Origin of the sequence: Rhodococcus sp. USK10 (assembly GCF_019378875.1) — a bacterium.
GTDB classification, from domain to species: domain Bacteria; phylum Actinomycetota; class Actinomycetes; order Mycobacteriales; family Mycobacteriaceae; genus Rhodococcus_F; species Rhodococcus_F pseudokoreensis.
Genome location: NZ_CP076048.1, coordinates 3658544 through 3676021, shown reverse-complemented (window position 1 = coordinate 3676021; position 17478 = coordinate 3658544). Strand labels below are relative to the sequence as shown.

Here is a 17478-nt window from a genome sequence, read left to right as displayed (position 1 = left end):
CGGTGCTACAAGGACGTCACAGCGTGGACACCTGCTCCCGAGGGGACTTCGTGGAGTCGATGGTCGTCCTCGCCGGGTGTGTCCGACCCTCCGGTCAGTTCGTCGAGGAGGATGTAACCGCCGTAGCCGAGGCCGGCGACGGCGAGGACAGCGGCGTACAGCCGGTCGAGCATCAGTTTCTCCGTATCGTTTTCGGAAACCCCCGAGCCGGGCAAGTATGCCGTGCAATGGACGGTCGGGGCCCTACCCGATCGGGTAGGTTTACGGTCAGGATTCGACTGACCCTTCGGTAGGAAACCCGGCGGGCGCCCTACTTGACGGCAACCACGTCGACCGGGCGGATGTCGGGGTCCTTCGCGAGGAGGTCGGGGCCGACGTCGGCCAGAGCGGCGGGGATGGCTCCGCTCAGGTGCGCCTGCCGGCCGTCCTCGTTCTCGAACGTGTCGAAGATGCCGTACGTGGTGTCGCTGACCTTGAACGCGTACCAGGTGACGGTGCCTTCCTCCGCCGCGGCCAGGGCGCGCCCCTGCTCCAGGAACGCAGCCAGTTCCTCGCCCTTTTCCGGCTTGGCCTCGAGCAGGGCCAGAATTCCTCTGTCGATCGTCACGATGTCTCCTCCTCGTTCGTTCCGACTCTCGTACACCTACGACGCTACGAGCGTCGAGTGGCTGACCACCACCCCTCTGACCCAAGTTGCGACTCGGCCGTTCGTCACCTGGTGACTACTTCGGTCTCAGGGCTGTCAGCATCGAGGTCTCGAAGAATCGGTCGAGTCGTGCGACGGCTTCCGTGTTCGACGTCTGCAGGTAACGGTCGATGGCGCGGGCCAGGCGGACGCGATATTCGGCCGGTTCGACGCCGAAGTCGCGCTTGATCTTGTCGGCCGGCGGGTCGCCGATGGGAAGCCACATGACGGCGAGATCGAGAATCTCGTCGTCCAAGGACAAGCGTGGTGGTGTCATCGAGCGGAACTCATCAAGGCCGGCGGGGTGGGGAAACCGCCGACGGCCTGTTCATAGGTGTGTGCCACGCGCAGAACCGTGGCGTCGTCGAATGTGTTGCCGACGATCATCAGCCCGGTCGGCAGGCCGTCGACGAGCCCCGCGGGAACCGAGCAGGCGGGGTGACCGGTGACATCGAACGGGGCGGTGTTGCCCACCATCGACAGCGCCACGTCGAGGTAGTCGCCCAATGCCACATCGGCAGGCGGGATCTTCTTCGCGGTGTAGGGGACCGTGGGCATGACCAGCACGTCGTAGTCCGTGAGCGTGGCGTCGTAGGCCGCGCGGAGTTCCGGGACGAGTTGGCGCGCCATCGCGTAGTACTTTCCGCCGCCGACCTCGAAGGTGTACCGGCCCGACAGCCCCACCAGCTTGACCGTCTCGGACAACTCGTGACCGCGCTCGAGGCGCTGAGCGGCGAAATGCGCGATCAGTTCCGGGTCGTAGAATCCGTCGGTGTTCATGCCGTAGGCGTTGCCGTCGAGCATCTGGTACGCGGCGCCCTCGGTCGCGATCACGTTCCAGACGTGCATCGCGTCGAGGTGCCACGGAATCGACACCTGCTCCGCCGCGAGTCCGGCGCTGCGCAGCACGTCGACCGCGGCGCGGACGGCGGCGTCGACCTCCGGATCGGACACGGCGGTGCCGAAGCCCTCGGTCACGACGCCGACCCGCAGCCCGGAGGTGGGTTCGGTGAGCGCCGCCAGGTAGTCGACCGGCTCGACCTGGCGTGATTGCCGCGGATCGGCCCCGTCCGTACCGGCGAGCACACTCAGCATGGTGGCCGCGTCGGCGACGGTCCGGGTCATCGGGCCGAGATGGTCGATGGTCCTCTCGATCGGGAATGCACCGGTGTAGGGGACCAGTCCGTGCGTCGGTTTGTGACCCACGATCCCGCAGAATGCGGCGGGAATGCGGATGGAGCCGCCCTGATCTCCGCCGACGGCCAGGTCGACCTCACCGCTGGCGACCAAAGCGCCGGAGCCACTGGAAGATCCACCCGAATTGCGGGTCGTATCCCACGGATTGCGCACCGGTCCCGGCTGCGAGGTGAAACTCCCGCCCGAGAAACACAGATCCTCACATACCGATTTTCCTGCGATCGTGGCGCCGGCATCGAGCAGCCTGCGGACGACCGTGGCGTCCTGCCGCGGGACGAACCCCTCCAGGGTGCGCGATCCGTTCATCATCGGAACACCCGCGACCGCGACGTTGTCCTTGACCGCCACGGTGCGGCCGGCCAGCGGACCCCCGGCGGAGCCGTCGATCGAGGTCGTGACGTACCACGCCCCGAGACGGTTGTGCTCCGGTGCCGGTGGTGCCCAGGATCGCTCGGGGGCCGGTGACGCCGCACGCCGATAGAGCTGCTCGACCGCGATCGGCGCAGTGAGGGTGGCCTCGACCGCGGGGGCGAACTCGTCGAGGTCGGCGGCGGACAACCCGAATCGGAAATGCTCGTTCAACGCCGCCAATCGGGCGGAATCGGGTGCAGGCAACGAAGTCATGAAGGTGCGCTCCTCAGCTGTGCAGTGGCGCCCGCGGGCACCTGGTCGAGGGCCGGTTGTCGGTCCGGATGCAACGCAGGACCCGTCGACATTTCCCGGTGTTCTACGAACCGTAGAAGCAGGCGAACCGCAGCGTTTGTCTCAGAGTGACAGCCCGCTTTGCGCTCAGCGCCAACTTCGCCGCCGAGGCAGGCGTCCAGCGGAAACAGTGGTCAGCTGTCATTGACAGTGACGCCGGACTGCTCATAGCGTGACGTGCAGGCGAGGGAAAGGGGCTGCTCATGCCGTTGTCGCTCGCACCGGGTGGCGAGCACCGCCGCACCGAGGTGATCCGGACTGCCGCCCTCCGCGACTGGGTCGAGGTGATCAGCGAGACCTTCGTGGCATTGAAGATCAGCCCGGGCGAATCCGATCGCTTCGCGGGGGCGGTCCACACCCGGCGATTCGCGCATCTGCTGGCGGCCGACGTCCTGGCCACACCGCAGACCTTTCACCGGACGCCGCAGCTGACCGACCGGCATCCGCTCGACCTCATGCAGATCGGCATGGTCGTCGCCGGTGAGGGACAACTAGTCCAAGACGGGCGAACCTGCACACTGCGACCGGGCGACTTCGCCATCTACGAATCCTCCCGCCCGTTCACCTGGAACCTGCGACCGGAATGGCACCTCCAGGTCTTCACGTGGCCGCGCGGTGCCGTCTCGCTGACCGAGGGGGAGTCGCAGAAATTGACGGCACGGACCGTGCGGTCCAATTCGGCAGTAGGGCAGCTGCTGTCGCCGATGCTGGCCGGACTCCTCGCAGTCGAGAAGGAACCGTCGCCGGGTGGTGCGATGCGGCTGGCGGACGGAATCGCAGACCTGGCAATCACCGCCGCACAGGAAGAGGGTGAGCCGGACGATCCCGATGTCACCGCACGCGACCTCTACGCGAACATGCTGCGGTATATCGAGCGGAATCTCGACGACCCGGACCTGTCCCCGCAGCGCATCGCCCACGCGTTCTTCATCTCCACGAGAACTGTTCACAGAGTGTTCGCTCGATTCGGAAACACCGTGGCAGCCACGATCCGGGCACACCGACTCGAGGTCTGCCGTGACGCGATGCTGTCACCGCGCAACGCCTCCCGTTCGCTGACCGATATCGCCGCGCAGTTCGGATTCATCGATCTGTCGGTATTCAGCCGAGCGTTCGCCACCCGATACGGCGTCAGCCCGAGCAGGTACCGGGAATTGCACCGGTAACCGAAGGCTCCCGGGGGAGCGCCCCGCGATCAGACCGAAGAGAGGTACCGATGCTTGTCAGGTCCGGGTTTGCATTACCCGTGCGGACGACACGGGCCTCCGACTGGGAGGGCATGCTGCGCGAGCACTTCGTCGCCCTCAGCGTCTCGGACATCGCAGACCGCCGCGGGTTCACCGGTGCGGTGCGGTCATCCGAACTTGCTCATCTCAAGGTGTCCACAGTCCAATCGAGCGAGCAACGGATCGCCCGCAGCGGCAGCCTGGCCAGAGCCGACCGTGCCGACTACCTCCAGATCGGGCGGATCCGTCGTGGGCGTGCTGTGGTCACCCAGGATGACCGGGAGTGCGTACTCGATCACGACGACTTCGTCCTGTACGACACGTCTCGCCCTTTCGATTGGCGGATCGACGGGCATCCGGATGACGGTTCGTGGGTGCTCGAGGTCTTCACGTGGCCGAGGAGCTCACTGTCGTTCAGCGAAGCGGAGATTCACGACCTCACCGCGATAGCCTTCGACGGCCGTGCCGGAGCCAGTGGGCTTGTGGGCCGGTTCCTTCACGACATCGTGACGAGCCGGATCGCATCCGATGCCGGAGCGGGGAACGCAATCGTGGACGAGGTCGGCGACCTGGTCACTGCCGTCCTGCGGGCAGTCGGCCGGCCGGTCGGCGCGCCACGTTCGAGTACCTACCGCGCAGCGATCACGATGATCGACGAGAGCCTCGGAGATCCATCGCTCTCGCCGTCCGTGATCGCCTCGGCCCTCGGCATTTCCACCCGGCACCTGCACCGGGTATTCGCTGAGCAGGACACGACGGTGTCACGCGTCATCCGCGTGCGGCGACTCGAGCAGTGTCGCCGCGACATGGCGCTGAGCACGACCACGGATCGCTCGCTCGGCCAGATCTCTCGCCGTTGGGGTTTCGCCGACCCCTCGCTGTTCAGCCGCACGTTCAAGAGCGAATACGGGATGAGCCCGCGCCAGTACCGGGCGACGGCGGCAGCAACCTGACGTCGGGACGCAACTCGAGTTGTCCCTCTCGTCCAAATACCTGTCTCTCTCGGTCAGATTCGCCGTCGATCGGGGAGGTAACTTCTGCATTGCCGGGATTTTCAGCCGCCGACGCGGCGGCCCGCACGCGATGGACCGGAACCAGGAGCCCTCATGGAATCTGCAATCAGCGATCACCTCACCTGCCCCCGCACGTTGACCCGACGCGTCCCGGATGGCTACCAGCCACCCTTTCCGATGTGGGTGGGACGTGCCGACGAAGAAGTGCAGCAGGTGGTGATGGGATACTTCGGTGTGCAGTTCCGCGGTGACGCGCAACGCCCGGCCGCGCTGCGCGCCATGCGCGACATGGTGGCTGGTTTCGATCTGGCCGACGGCCCGTTGCACTATGACCTGACCCATCACGTCGACAATCAGAACCATGAGAATCTGATGATCGTGGGCTATTGGAAAGATAGTGCTGCCCATGATCGTTGGCTCCAGTGTCCGGAGGTGGCCGACTGGTGGGCATCGGACGAGAGGCTGTCGGAGGGGCTGGGGTACTTCCGTGAGATCGTGGCCCCGCGGGCCGAACAGTTCGAAACGCTGTACGCGTTCCAGGACGCCCTTCCGGGTGTCGGTGCCGTCATGGGCGGTATCAGCGGCGAGATCAACGAGCACGGCTATTGGGGCTCGATGCGCGAGCGCTTCCCGATCTCCCAGACCGACTGGATCCAGCCGTCGGGTGAATTGCGCGTACTCAGTGGTGATCCCGCCGCAGGCGGCCGCGTGGTGGTTCAGGGTCACGACAACATCGCACTGATCCGCTCCGGGCAGGACTGGGCCGAGGCCGAAACGGCGGAACGCAACTTGTATCTCGACGAGATCCTGCCCACTCTGCAGGACGGCATGGACTTTCTGCGCGACAACGGACAATCGGTGGGCTGCTACAGCAACAGGTTTGTGCGCAACATCGATCTGGACGGAAATTTTCTCGACCAGAGTTACAACATCGGCCACTGGGGTTCGCTGGACAAGCTCGAACGCTGGGCGGAATCTCATCCCACCCACCTGCGAATCTTCACCACTTTCTTCCGCGTCGCAGCCAGCTTGTCGAAACTTCGCCTTTACCATGAAGTCTCGGTATTCGACGCGCGCGACCAGCGATACGAGTACATCAATTGCCATCCGCAGACCGGCATGCTGCGTGATGCGCAGCCGCCGCAGTAGAGCTATTCGCAATTTCAGCCCCTACAGAGAAGGTGAAGAATGTCGGTAACGATCGAACACACACCAGAGAACGCGACTCCCGCACAGGCACCGGCCGCCGACCGCGCCTGGGCGCTGTTCCGGGCGCTGGACGGAAAGGGATTGGTTCCCGAGGGATACGTCGAAGGCTGGAAGAAGACGTTCGAAGAGGACTTCAGCCCCCACCGCGGCGCAGAACTGGTCGCCCGGGCATGGACCGACGACGAGTTCCGGCAACTTCTGCTCACCGACGGTACCGAGGCCGTCGGCAGCTACGGGTACCTGGGACCGCAGGGTGAATACATTGTGGCGCTCGAGGACACGCCCACACTCAAGAACGTGATCGTGTGCTCTCTGTGCTCGTGCACCGCCTGGCCGATCCTCGGCCTGCCGCCGACCTGGTACAAGAGCTTCGAGTACCGCGCCCGCGTGGTTCGTGAACCGAGAAAAGTGCTGTCCGAGATGGGCACCGACATTCCGGAGGGCGTCGAGATCCGGGTGTACGACACCACCGCCGAAACGCGCTACATCGTCCTGCCCCAGCGGCCGGGAGGCACCGAGGGGTGGAGCCGGGAGCAACTCCAGCAGATCGTCACCAAAGATTGCCTGATCGGGGTCGCGATCCCGCAGGTTCCGAGCGCCTGAGCACCTGAAGAGAAGGAACAGATCCATGGATGGAGTACACGATCTCGCCGGTGTCCAGGGGTTCGGTAAGGTCCCGCACACCGTCGACGCCGACATCGGCGGACCCTTTCACGCGAAGTGGGAGCACCTCCCCTACAGTCTGCTGTTCCTCGGCGCCGCAGACCTGGGGGCGTTCAGTGTCGACGAAGTCAGGCACGTCGTCGAACGAATGGAACCACGCCACTACATGATGACGCCGTACTACGAGCGGTACGTCATCGGCGTCGCAACCTTGATGGTGGAGAAGGGAATCCTGACCCACGACGAGCTCGAGGCGCTCGCGGGCGGCCCGTTCCCGTTGTCCCTTCCTGCGGAATCGGAAGGCCGGCCGGCGCGGACGGACGGCATCACCTTCGAGGTGGGGCAGCGCGTTCGGGTCCGCGACGAGCACGTGCCCGGGCACATCCGGATGCCGGCATACTGCCGCGGCCGGGTCGGAACGATCACCCACCGCACCACCGAGAAATGGCCGTTCCCCGACTCGATAGGCCACGGGCGCGACGACGCCGGTGCCGAATCCACCTATCACGTCCAGTTCGCGGCGGAGGACCTCTTCGGCGAGGACACCGACGCAGGCAGTGTCGTGGTCGACCTCTTCGAGGGATACCTCGAAAAGGTAGCCGCCTGAACGCATCCGACACGATGACCACAGACCGGCGGTGGAAAGCCCTTCCGCGCCTCCGCCGCCGGTCTGTCATCGAGTACACCCAGATTCTCCGGAAGGAACTTGACAAATGAATGACACGCGCCTCCCCGTCACCGTGCTGTCCGGATTCCTCGGTGCAGGAAAAACGACACTCCTGAACCAGATCCTGCGCAACCGTGAAGGCAGGCGCGTCGCGGTGATCGTCAACGACATGAGCGAGATCAACATCGACAGTGCCGAGGTCGAACGAGAGGTCTCGCTGAGTCGATCACAGGAAAAGCTCGTCGAGATGACCAACGGCTGCATCTGCTGCACGTTGCGGGAGGATCTCCTCGACGAGATCAGAACCCTGGCAGCCGACGGACGATTCGACTACCTCCTGATCGAATCGTCCGGCATCTCCGAGCCCCTGCCCGTCGCCGAGACCTTCACGTTCATCGACACCGACGGGCACGCGCTTGCCGACATCGCGCGATTGGACACCATGGTGACCGTCGTCGACGGCCACAGTTTCCTCCGGGACTACCGGTCCGGCGGCCCCGTCGAGGCCGACGCCCCCGAGGACGAACGTGACATCTCCGATCTTCTGGTCGATCAGATCGAGTTCGCCGACGTGGTCCTGATCAGCAAAGCCGACCTCGTCTCCGCCGAGCACCTCGCCGAGCTGACCGCCTTGATTCGATCGCTGAACAAGGCCGCGGACATCCACGCGATATCTCACGGCCACGTCCCACTCGACGCCATCATGGATACCGGCCTGTTCTCCTTCGACAGGGCAGCCCAGGCACCCGGCTGGCTGCAGGAACTCCAGGGCGAGCACACCCCTGAGACCGAGGAATACGGGATCGGTTCGGTCGTCTACCGCGAACGCGCCCCCTTCCACCCGGGGCGACTGCACGAGTTCCTCACCGGCGACTGGACGAACGGCAGACTTCTCCGCGCCAAAGGGTACTTCTGGAATGCCGGCCGGTTCACCGAGATCGGCAGCATCTCCCAAGCCGGTCACGTGATCCGACACGGGTACGTCGGACGGTGGTGGAAGTTCCTTCCCGACAGCTACTGGCCGGAAGACGACTACCGCCGCCAGGGAATTCTCGACAAATGGGAAGAACCGGTCGGTGACTGCCGACAGGAACTCGTCTTCATCGGCCAGGGCATCGACGCCGACATCCTTCGGCGTCAGCTCAACACGTGTCTCCTCACCATCGAGGAGATCGACGCCGGCCCCGACACGTGGTCGGGGTGGCCCGACCCCCTCGGCGCCGGTCACTCCGATCACGTGACCAGCCAGGTAGCCCAGACGAGCACCATCTGATCCTGTCACCAGCGGCACTGGTCAACTCTGCCCAATGTGAGTTCTGGTTTGGGCAAGCTTTGCCAATGTCCGAACGTGCTCGCCCTCATAGCGTGGGCTGCGTTGGAGTTCCGATCGCCAAAAGCTGATCTCGACTACCCCGCAAGCCACGTATAGAGGAGATGTCAATGCCCGAAGCAATCGAGGTCCGCAAGGTTCCCCTGCACAGCGTGTCCGACGCCGGCGAGCTGGCCAAGCTCATCGACGACGGTGTGCTCGAAGCGGACCGCGTCATCGCAGTCATCGGCAAGACCGAGGGCAACGGCGGCGTCAACGACTACACGCGCATCATCGCGGATCGGGCTTTCCGTGAGGTCCTCTCTGCCAAGGGCAGCCGAAGCGCGGACGAGGTGGCGGGGGTGCCCATCGTCTGGTCCGGCGGTACCGACGGTGTGATCAGCCCGCACGCAACGATCTTCGCAACGGTGCCCGCGGAGAAGGCTGTGAAGACCGACGAGCCGCGACTGACCGTCGGTGTCGCGATGAGTGAGCAGCTTCTCCCCGAAGACATCGGTCGCACGGCGATGATCACCAAGGTGGCAGCGGCGGTGAAGATGGCGATGGACAACGCCGGCATCACCGACCCCGCCGACGTGCACTACGTGCAGACGAAGACGCCGTTGCTGACGATCCACACCATCCGGGACGCCAAGAGCCGCGGCGAGACGGTGTGGACCGAGCAGACGCACGAGTCGATGGACCTGTCGAACGGTGGTACGGCACTGGGGATTGCCGTCGCCCTCGGCGAGATCGAGATGCCCGGCGATGACGATGTCATGCACAGCCGGGACCTCTACTCGTCGGTCGCATCCTGCTCCTCAGGTGTCGAGTTGGACCGGGCTCAAATCGTGGTGGTGGGCAACACACGCGGTGTCGGCGGCCGCTACCGGATCGGGCACAGCGTGATGAATGATCCGCTCGATCAGGACGGCATCTGGTCGGCGATCCGGGATGCGGGACTCGAACTGCCCGAGCGGCCCCACACGAGCGACCTGGACGGCCGGCTCGTCAATGTCTTCCTCAAGTGTGAGGCGAGTCAGGACGGGACGGTGCGCGGCCGCCGCAACGCGATGCTCGACGACTCGGACGTCCACTGGCACCGCCAGATCAAGTCGTGCGTAGGCGGTGTCGCGGCGTCGGTCACCGGTGACCCGGCGGTGTTCGTGTCCGTGTCGGCCGCGCACCAGGGCCCGGAGGGTGGCGGCCCCGTCGCCGCCATCGTCGACCTCGGTCAATAGTTCCTGGTCGCACCGTGAACGAGGGTGCGTGGCCGCCACCGGGCGCCGCGCACCCTCGATCGCCGGTCATCGCTTCCGAAACCGTGGAGAGGTTCACAAGTGTCACACGTCATCGATCCCGTCGACGCAGGTGATTCGCCCCTGACTGACGTCGAACCCTTCGGCGGGCCAGGAGGATACGACAATCTCGTCATGTGTGACGCGCTCACGCTCAGCGGTTTGATCAAGAGCCGCGAGGTGTCGTGCGTCGACGTCATGACTGCCTATCTCGACCACATCGCACGGCACAATGGCAGTGTCAACGCCATCGTTGCCCTGCGGGACCGGGACGAGTTGCTGGCCGAAGCGCGCGAGCGCGACCATCAGCTTGCCGACGGGCACTACCTCGGCTGGATGCACGGGTTCCCGCACGCCGTCAAGGATCTCTCCGCGGCCAAGGGACTTCCGTTCACGTCCGGATCACCCATCTTCGCCGACCGGATCGCCGACGCGGACGACCTGTTCGTCGCGCGGATCAAGGCAGCAGGTGCCATTGTCATCGGCAAGACGAACACGCCCGAATTCGGACTCGGGTCCCAGACGTACAACCCGGTGTACGGCACAACGGCGACACCGTACGACACGTCACGCACCGCAGGTGGAAGCAGTGGCGGCGCCGCCGCGGCCCTGGCACTGCGGATGGTCCCGGTTGCCGACGGCAGCGACTACATGGGGTCACTGCGAAATCCACCAGCCTTCAATAACGTTGTGGGATTTCGCCCGTCATGGGGACGCATCCCGGAGGCAGGCTTCATCGCTCAGGGCGCGGTGGTCGGCCCGATCGGGCGGTCGGTGGCCGATGTGGCGCAGCTCTTGTCGACGATGGCCGGGCCCGACGCAGGCGCCCCGCTCGGCATCGACGAGGACCCAGAGGTCTTCACACGGAACCTCGATCGGGACTTCCACGGAACGCGGATCGCGTGGGTGGGTGACTGGGACGGGTACCTGGCGACGGAACCCGGGGTTCTCGAGCTGTGCGAGTCGTCGTTCGACGCATTCCGGAACATCGGGTGCCGCGTCGAGGCGGCGCTCCCCGACTACAAGCCCGAAGACATCTGGCAGCTGTTCCTGAGATGGCGCTGGTGGGCACAGCTCGGCTTGGTCGACCTCTACGACGACCCACAGACACGCGAGCAGATGAAGCCCGAATTCGTGTGGGAGATGGAGCACGGAATCGCACTGTCCGCGCTCGACGTCACGAAGGCCGCGGCGGCCCGCAACGACTGGCAGGCTGCCCTCACGAAGATGTTCGAATCGTATGACTACATCCTCGCGCCCAGTGCTCAGGTGTTCCCGTTCGACAAGTCCGCACACTGGCCCACCGAGATCGACGGCCGGCCCATGGATACCTATCACCGATGGATGGAGACCGTCGCACCGTGGACGATGACGAGCCTCCCGGTGGCCGCGATGCCGGTCGGTTTCGATGACCGGGGGCTTCCGATGGGAATTCAGATAATCGGACGACACGGCGCCGACCGAGCCGTTCTCCAACTCGCCCACGCGTACGAGCAGCGGACGAAGTGGACGCAGCGTGTGCTTCCGCCGGCACTCCTCCCGAGCTGAGCTGCACCCGTGGACGCAGTCGGTCTGCCGTCACCTGCCGGATACGCGTTGACGATTCGGGAGGTGCTGACCCTCCCCAGCTTGGCCGGCGCCACGCTCGTCGCGGGGGCGGGCGGACTGGAGCAGACCGTTCTGCGAGTCAACGTCATCGAGGTACCGGACATCCTGCCGTGGGTGAAGCCCAACGAACTGCTGATCACCACGGGGTTCCCTCTGCGACATGCAGATTCGGGTGAGCCGTTCGACCCCCTCGCGCTGGTCGAACTCGTCGAGGGCCTCGCCCGGTGCGGCGCGGCCGCACTCGGTGTCAAGGAGGGCCGGTACCTCGGCGATCTCCCTGCCGCGATGCTCGAGGCATCGGACCGTCTCGACATTCCGCTGTTTCTCATTCCGCACGACATCGGTTTCGACGAGGTGATGTCCGAGGTGTTCACACACCTCGTCGATCGGCAGGCATTCGCCCTCGACGTCGCCGATCGCATGCACCGTGCCTTGACGAAGATCGTCCTCGAAGGTGGCGATCTGCCGCAGATCGCGGACGAGGTCGCCGCGCTGTTCGACGCTGCGGTGTTGATCTGCACACCGGACGGGCGGGTCAACGCGTCAGCGGGTACGACGGCCAATCTGGAGGTGTTGGAGGGGCTGCCGCTGTTCGACCGGTCCGGCCGGCTTCGCACCGAGCGCCTGCACCACGGCCTGCAGCCGGCGCCGGGCACGGAGGCCGGCCAGATCGCCGTCGCACCGGTTCATGCCGGCGGGACCGAACACGGCGTCATCGTCGCCTTCGTGGGCGACGGCGGATTGGGCCCCGTCGCCGTGCAAGCGCTGGAGCGAGCCGCAACCGTTGTCGCGCTGGCGGTGACCAAGCAGCTCGCCGTGTCGGCGGTCGAATCAAAGTTTCACGGCGACTTCCTGCGCGACGTACTCAACGGGAATGCCGGTACGGTTGAACAGATTACGGAGCACTGCGCGCAGCTCGAATGGGACGTGAACCGCGCCATGGTGGTCGTTGTCGCGGAGCTCGATCCGGACCCCGCTCGCTCGACCACCGGCCCCGTGATACGGCCGCCGGGTGCCGGACGGATGCCGCAACAAAGACTCACGGCTGCCTGGAAACAAGTGGTCCGGCGCAGGGACCGGTACGCACCGGTGGTCGGGTTCAGCCACGAGGTGGTGGTGTTGATGCCGGTCGGTGACGACGACGCAAGAACTGTCATCGACGATCTGATTGCGGCCGTCACCGGTGACCGAGGAGGCGGCAGGCGTTCGTTCTGCACCGGCGTGAGCCGGGTCATCGGTTCGGCTGCCGACATTCCGCAGGCGTACGACCAGGCACGTAAGGCAGTGGCGGTGGGGCGGCGCATGCGCGGGAACGGTTCTGTCGCACACTTCGACAGCCTGGGCGTCCACAGACTGCTCTCCCTGGTCGACGACAGCGCCGAGCTCCGATCGTTCGCCACCGAGATCCTCGGGTCGCTGGCCGGCGACGCAGACGAGGCGATCGATCTCCGCCAGACGATGCAGGCACTCCTGGACACCAACTGCAACGTGGCTGAGACTGCACGCGTCCTGCATTTCCACTACAACACGCTGCGTTACCGGATCGGCAAGTTGGAGAGCATCGTCGGTCCGTTCACGACGGATCCCATTCTGCGCCTGGATGTCGCGCTCGCATTGAGAGTAGAGGAGATGGAGGGTCTGTGACCGATCCGCACGATATGAACTCGTCCTCACCGTCCACCGCTCTGTGATAGGACAGCAATGAACGCTCTGCTCTACCCCGGCATCGTGCTTCTCATTGTCTCCAACGTACTGATTCCCCCGTCCCTTCTGCGAGTCCACGCCGGAACCAGTCAGCTTCTGAACTGGAATGTCACCCTGTCATTGACTGGTGCGGCGACGATGCTGGCGTGCGCGCTGACTTCCACGGATGCATCGGTGGGACAGCGTTGGGCCACAGCGCTTGCCGGGCTTCTGTGCGGCGGCGTCCTGGCTGTGACGATCGCCGTGGTGCTCAGGCCTCGATCCACCTGATCGGACCGCGGCTCCGCTATTCGGCGCGTTCCGCGACGAGTGCGGCCAGGCCGTCGAAGATCCGGGCCAGGCCGAATTCGAGCGCATCGTCCTGCCCGGAAGACGAACTCGCCGACGCGAAGGCCGCCGCCGCTTCAGGAAAGCGCTCGGCGTTGTCGGTGAGGATTCCCGTCATGATCGCGTTCAGGGCCTTCTCGGGTGTGTCGGTTTCGGCGCCGGCGGCCGTCGACTGTTGCGCGAGGCTGCGGACGTGGCCGGTGATCAGGACGACCGAATCCAGTCGTTCTCCGCCGGTGAGCCCGGTGCCGCTCAGTGCCGAGAGGCCGGTTTCGAGCCAGCCCAGTTCGTTCGGTCCCATCACGCGGGGGCCGACGGCGACGTCCACGACCCACGGATGCCGTCGCAGACCCGCCCACATGCTCAGTGCCCACTCGTGGAGCGCTGCGCGCCAGCCGCCGTCGATCTCGGACAGGTCGGGTGCGGGTCCGAGAGCGGCATCGAGCATGAGGGCGGTCAGCTCGGCCTTCCCCGGGGTGTAGCGGTAGAGGGACATCTTGGTGAACCCGAGGTCCTCCGCGAGGCGCTGCATCGACAGCGTGGCGAGGCCCTCCGCATCGGCCATCGAGATGGCGGTGGCGACGATCCGCTCGAGACTCAGCGCCGGCTTCGGACCGCGCTTCGGTCTGTCCGGTGATCCCCACAGCAGCTCGGCGGTACGGGGCTGGGTGACCATCTTGCGCTCCTCCGGTCGACTCTTGATCCGGAATGGTGTCTACCATACACTGAATTGTGTCCATAAGACACAATTAATTCCCGGAGGGCTCCCATGCCGAACGAAACCGTCCTCATCTCTGGTGCCGGCATCGCCGGGCCCGCCCTGGCGTTCTGGCTCGCTCGCAGCGGCTACGCCGTCACCGTCGTCGAGAAGGTGCCGGTCCTTCGGCTCGGCGGCCAGGCCGTCGACTTCAAAGGGGAGGTGCACCGGCAGGTGCTGGAGAGGATGGGGATTCTCGACGAGGTGCACCGCAGGCAGACGGGAAAGACCGACCTCCGGATCGTCGACGAACGTGACAAACACTTGGCGACCATGCCCGGTGAATTCATCGGCGGCGACGTCGAGATCCTGCGGGGCGACCTGACCGAGATCCTCTACGAACGGACCGCGGATTCGTGCGAGTACCTGTTCGGTGACTCCGTGACCGCGCTCACCGACACAGAGTCCGGTGTCGAGGTCACGTTCGAGAAATTGCACGCACGCCGTTTCGACCTGGTGTTCGGCGCCGACGGCATCCACTCGGCGGTGCGTAAACACCGGTTCGGGCCGGAGGAGAACTTCGTCCGATTCCTCGGGTACTACTACGCCGTCGTCGGCACCACGGACGCGGTGACTGCGGCGTCGCCCGACCGGGAACGCGCGACGGGATGGATGTACAACGAACCCGGAAGGATGGCCGTCGTCGGTGGACCGAAGGCTCCCGAGTTGTTCGTCTTCGCCTCCGACCCGATCGACTACGACCGTGGCGACATCACCGAGCAGAAGCGCCTGCTGGTCGCCGCGTACGCAGGTGCAGGCTGGCGCGTGCCCGGGTTGCTCGGGCACCTGGACGACGCCCCCGACTTCTACCTCGACTCGATCGCGAGGGTCGAGACCGATACCTACACCGCCGGGCGCGTCGCCCTACTCGGCGATGCCGCGTACGGAAACACGCTGGGCGGCTTCGGAACCGGTCTCGCCCTCGTCGGTGCGTATGTGCTCGCGGGCGAACTGGCCGCAACCGGTGGCGACCACCGCGTCGCATTCGGACGCTACAACGAGCAGATGCACCGGTATGCGAAGGTCGCCCGCAAGGCCAGCGCCGGACCGTTTCTCGCGCCGAAGTCGTCGACTCGCATCAGGCTGCGGAATTGGACGTTCAAGTCCAGGACCCTGTTCGGCCTGATGATGACGCTGACCGACTCCTTCGCCACCGACATCGACCTGCAGGACTACCCGGCGCTGAGATCAGCTGGGCGTCCCGGCGATGTTGACCATCCATGAGATACCGAATTGGTCGGTACAGGCACCGAATTCGTCTCCCCACATCTGCTTTTCGAGGGGCACCGACACGGAGCCGGCGTCCGAGAGCTTGGCCCAGTAACCGCGGAGCAGGTCGCCGTCGTCGCCGCTCAGGCTCACCGCGATGTTGGTGCCCGGGTTGTGTTCCATGCCGGGCGGCGTGTCTGCCCCCATGAGGGTGAACCCGTTGTCGGATTCGAGCATGGCGTGCATGATCTTGTCGGCTCCCTCGGCGTCCGGGGCGCCGAACTCACCGAATGTGCTCACCGCCAGAGTGCCACCGAAGACGTCCTTGTAGAACTCCATTGCCTGCCGAGCGTCGCCGTCGAAGCTGATGTAGGGGTTGAGACGAGAGGTCATGAGGCATGCTCCTTCTAGGTGCCGGAACCGACAGCAACGACGGTACAACGACCGACCGACACGATGTGGGGAACGCAAAGCTCGGTACTGCACCAGGTGTTTCAGGGCACCGCGACGGTCGCGAACGCCGCCCACAGCACCGGCGAATGCTCGATCGTCCGTTCGTCCCGCCAGGCGGCGACCCGGTCGCGCTGCCACGCGCAGAGCGCGCCGACCGCGTCGGGCAGTTCGTGCGCCGCGTCGATCGAACAGATGACGTCCTGCAGCGGGCGCGCGTGCGGTGCTGCGCCGGCGATGCGTTGGAACGCGAGGTCGGTGGGAAGTGCCCAGCGGCTCGCGGTGACGAGTTCCGCCCCGCCGGCGATCATCGCGGAGACCAGTCCGAGGGCCTCGCTGAACCGCAGGTCGCCGCCGCTCTCGCAGGCGATGAGCGCAACCCGGCTCGGGATCGGCCACAGGTCGGCGCCGCGGATCGGTTCGTCGGTGAGCGTGTGCGTTCCCAGCAGGAGGTCCTTCGCGGACAACGGCCGGTGCGCACGCGTCGGCTCCGCGAACCCGACGGCGTCGGTGGAGCAGGCGAGGTGCAATTCCGCGTGCTCGCTCTGACCGGATTCGGGTGCCGCCGCCGTGACGTGCCCGACGTACACCAGCCGGCCCGCGCCCTCGCGCAACGCCGCACCGAGCCATGCCCGGTCGGCGTCTTCGCGGCGGAACACGTCCAGTGGTCCGTCCACGGCCGGGAGCAGCCGGCCCTCGCCGGCGTACGTCGCGACCCGTTGCGACAGCGGGCTGTCCGCGGCCATCCGCCCCAGGACGGAACCGAGAACCGAATCGGCGCGGAACCCCGGAACGCGGGGGTCGAGGACCGCGACGACGGGGAGCCGGTGGCCGTCCGTCCAGGTTCGGACCGGGCGACCGGGTGAGTGCACGATGCTGAGCGGGGCCAGCAGGCTGACGTCCGCGATGTCGACGAGACGCAGCCCGGCGTCGGGAGCGATCAGTTCCCACGGGACCTGCGCGACCCGGGGTGACGGCTGGATCCGGAGGTGGGGACGCACACCGCGGGTGAAGAGTTCGTGCAACTGCCGGGCGAGGCCGAACGGGAGAAATGTGCGGGAGAGGAGTTGAGCCAGATCGTGTTCGGACTCGTACCGGGAGAATGCGCCCGTCGTCAGTGAACGGTGCAGCCCCTCCGTGTCCGTGAGGTCGGGCAGGGCCCGGGCCAGCGCGGCGACGGCCTCGTCCACCACCCCGGCGGGGGCGACGCCGACACCGCCGGGGTGGGAGTCGTGGGTCCACCGCCAGGACGTGTACAGGTCGCCGGCGTCGGCCATCCGCACGATCGCGGTGGGCGGCTCGTGCGAGGTCGGCGGGTGGGACAGGTGAGTCGGCACCGCCCCAGCATTCCCTACCCGCCTGGCATCTTCACCGGCAAATAGATCGGCTCCCCGAGCAACCTCCGACTTCCGGTCGCCTGAGCCTCGACGTGGAATATCTGAACTAGTTCTGAT

General features: G+C 65.8%; 18 protein-coding genes. 11 read left to right on the top strand and 7 right to left on the bottom strand.

Features of this window, described 5'->3' with window-relative positions:
- Nucleotides 1-5: 5 nt before the first annotated feature.
- From I1A62_RS23880 to I1A62_RS23865, 4 genes are all read right to left on the bottom strand, one after another.
- Nucleotides 6-173 (bottom strand): hypothetical protein, encoded by a 168-nt coding sequence (locus I1A62_RS23880; protein ID WP_201453015.1) that lies wholly within the window; start codon nt 171-173, stop codon nt 6-8.
- A 137-nt stretch (nt 174-310) separates the two neighbouring features.
- Complete coding sequence (locus I1A62_RS23875) at nt 311-607, bottom strand: putative quinol monooxygenase (RefSeq protein ID WP_219460301.1); 297 nt, start codon at nt 605-607, stop codon at nt 311-313.
- Between the two features lie 115 nt (nt 608-722).
- The gene (locus I1A62_RS23870) at nt 723-962 is read right to left on the bottom strand and encodes a hypothetical protein (protein ID WP_219460298.1); all 240 of its coding nucleotides are present in this window, start codon (nt 960-962) and stop codon (nt 723-725) included.
- Complete coding sequence (locus I1A62_RS23865) at nt 959-2506, bottom strand: amidase (RefSeq protein WP_219460295.1); 1548 nt, start codon at nt 2504-2506, stop codon at nt 959-961. The genes I1A62_RS23870 and I1A62_RS23865 overlap by 4 nt, the downstream gene beginning before the upstream one ends.
- Nucleotides 2507-2787: 281 nt before the next feature.
- On the opposite strand from I1A62_RS23865, the gene I1A62_RS23860 reads away from it, so the two are divergent.
- From I1A62_RS23860 to I1A62_RS23815, 10 genes are all read left to right on the top strand, one after another.
- Nucleotides 2788-3750, top strand: a complete 963-nt coding sequence (locus I1A62_RS23860) for a helix-turn-helix domain-containing protein (protein ID WP_219460292.1) — start codon at nt 2788-2790, stop codon at nt 3748-3750.
- A 113-nt stretch (nt 3751-3863) separates the two neighbouring features.
- The gene (locus I1A62_RS23855; RefSeq protein ID WP_374710818.1) at nt 3864-4763 is read left to right on the top strand and encodes a helix-turn-helix domain-containing protein; all 900 of its coding nucleotides are present in this window, start codon (nt 3864-3866) and stop codon (nt 4761-4763) included.
- A gap of 153 nt (nt 4764-4916) precedes the next feature.
- Nucleotides 4917-5972 (top strand): phenylacetaldoxime dehydratase family protein, encoded by a 1056-nt coding sequence (locus I1A62_RS23850; RefSeq protein ID WP_219460287.1) that lies wholly within the window; start codon nt 4917-4919, stop codon nt 5970-5972.
- Between the two features lie 39 nt (nt 5973-6011).
- Nucleotides 6012-6635: a nitrile hydratase subunit alpha gene (gene nthA / locus I1A62_RS23845; protein WP_219460284.1), complete on the top strand. Its 624-nt coding sequence runs from the start codon at nt 6012-6014 to the stop codon at nt 6633-6635.
- A gap of 25 nt (nt 6636-6660) precedes the next feature.
- The gene (gene nthB / locus I1A62_RS23840; RefSeq protein WP_219460281.1) at nt 6661-7302 is read left to right on the top strand and encodes a nitrile hydratase subunit beta; all 642 of its coding nucleotides are present in this window, start codon (nt 6661-6663) and stop codon (nt 7300-7302) included.
- Between the two features lie 106 nt (nt 7303-7408).
- On the top strand, nt 7409-8635 hold the full coding sequence (locus I1A62_RS23835; RefSeq protein ID WP_219460279.1) for a GTP-binding protein: 1227 nt from the start codon (nt 7409-7411) through the stop codon (nt 8633-8635).
- A 167-nt stretch (nt 8636-8802) separates the two neighbouring features.
- Nucleotides 8803-9912 (top strand): ring-opening amidohydrolase, encoded by a 1110-nt coding sequence (locus tag I1A62_RS23830; RefSeq protein ID WP_124391422.1) that lies wholly within the window; start codon nt 8803-8805, stop codon nt 9910-9912.
- A gap of 99 nt (nt 9913-10011) precedes the next feature.
- The gene (locus tag I1A62_RS23825; protein WP_257890892.1) at nt 10012-11517 is read left to right on the top strand and encodes an amidase; all 1506 of its coding nucleotides are present in this window, start codon (nt 10012-10014) and stop codon (nt 11515-11517) included.
- Between the two features lie 9 nt (nt 11518-11526).
- Nucleotides 11527-13221 carry a PucR family transcriptional regulator gene (locus I1A62_RS23820; RefSeq protein ID WP_219460277.1) on the top strand — a complete coding sequence of 565 codons (1695 nt, stop codon included), beginning with the start codon at nt 11527-11529 and terminating at the stop codon, nt 13219-13221.
- A gap of 57 nt (nt 13222-13278) precedes the next feature.
- Nucleotides 13279-13551: a hypothetical protein gene (locus tag I1A62_RS23815; RefSeq protein ID WP_219460273.1), complete on the top strand. Its 273-nt coding sequence runs from the start codon at nt 13279-13281 to the stop codon at nt 13549-13551.
- Between the two features lie 16 nt (nt 13552-13567).
- Here the strand turns inward: I1A62_RS23815 and I1A62_RS23810 are convergent, their stop codons facing one another.
- A complete protein-coding gene (locus tag I1A62_RS23810; protein WP_124391419.1) occupies nt 13568-14284 on the bottom strand; it encodes a TetR/AcrR family transcriptional regulator in 717 nt (238 codons plus the stop codon).
- A 93-nt stretch (nt 14285-14377) separates the two neighbouring features.
- On the opposite strand from I1A62_RS23810, the gene I1A62_RS23805 reads away from it, so the two are divergent.
- A complete protein-coding gene (locus tag I1A62_RS23805) occupies nt 14378-15589 on the top strand; it encodes an FAD-dependent monooxygenase (RefSeq protein WP_219460271.1) in 1212 nt (403 codons plus the stop codon).
- Here I1A62_RS23805 and I1A62_RS23800 read toward each other — a convergent pair.
- A complete protein-coding gene (locus I1A62_RS23800; protein ID WP_219460268.1) occupies nt 15554-15967 on the bottom strand; it encodes a VOC family protein in 414 nt (137 codons plus the stop codon). The genes I1A62_RS23805 and I1A62_RS23800 overlap by 36 nt on opposite strands.
- Before the next feature lie 101 nt (nt 15968-16068).
- On the bottom strand, nt 16069-17301 hold the full coding sequence (locus I1A62_RS23795) for a CHAT domain-containing protein (RefSeq protein ID WP_219461371.1): 1233 nt from the start codon (nt 17299-17301) through the stop codon (nt 16069-16071).
- Between the last annotated feature and the right edge of the window lie 177 nt (nt 17302-17478).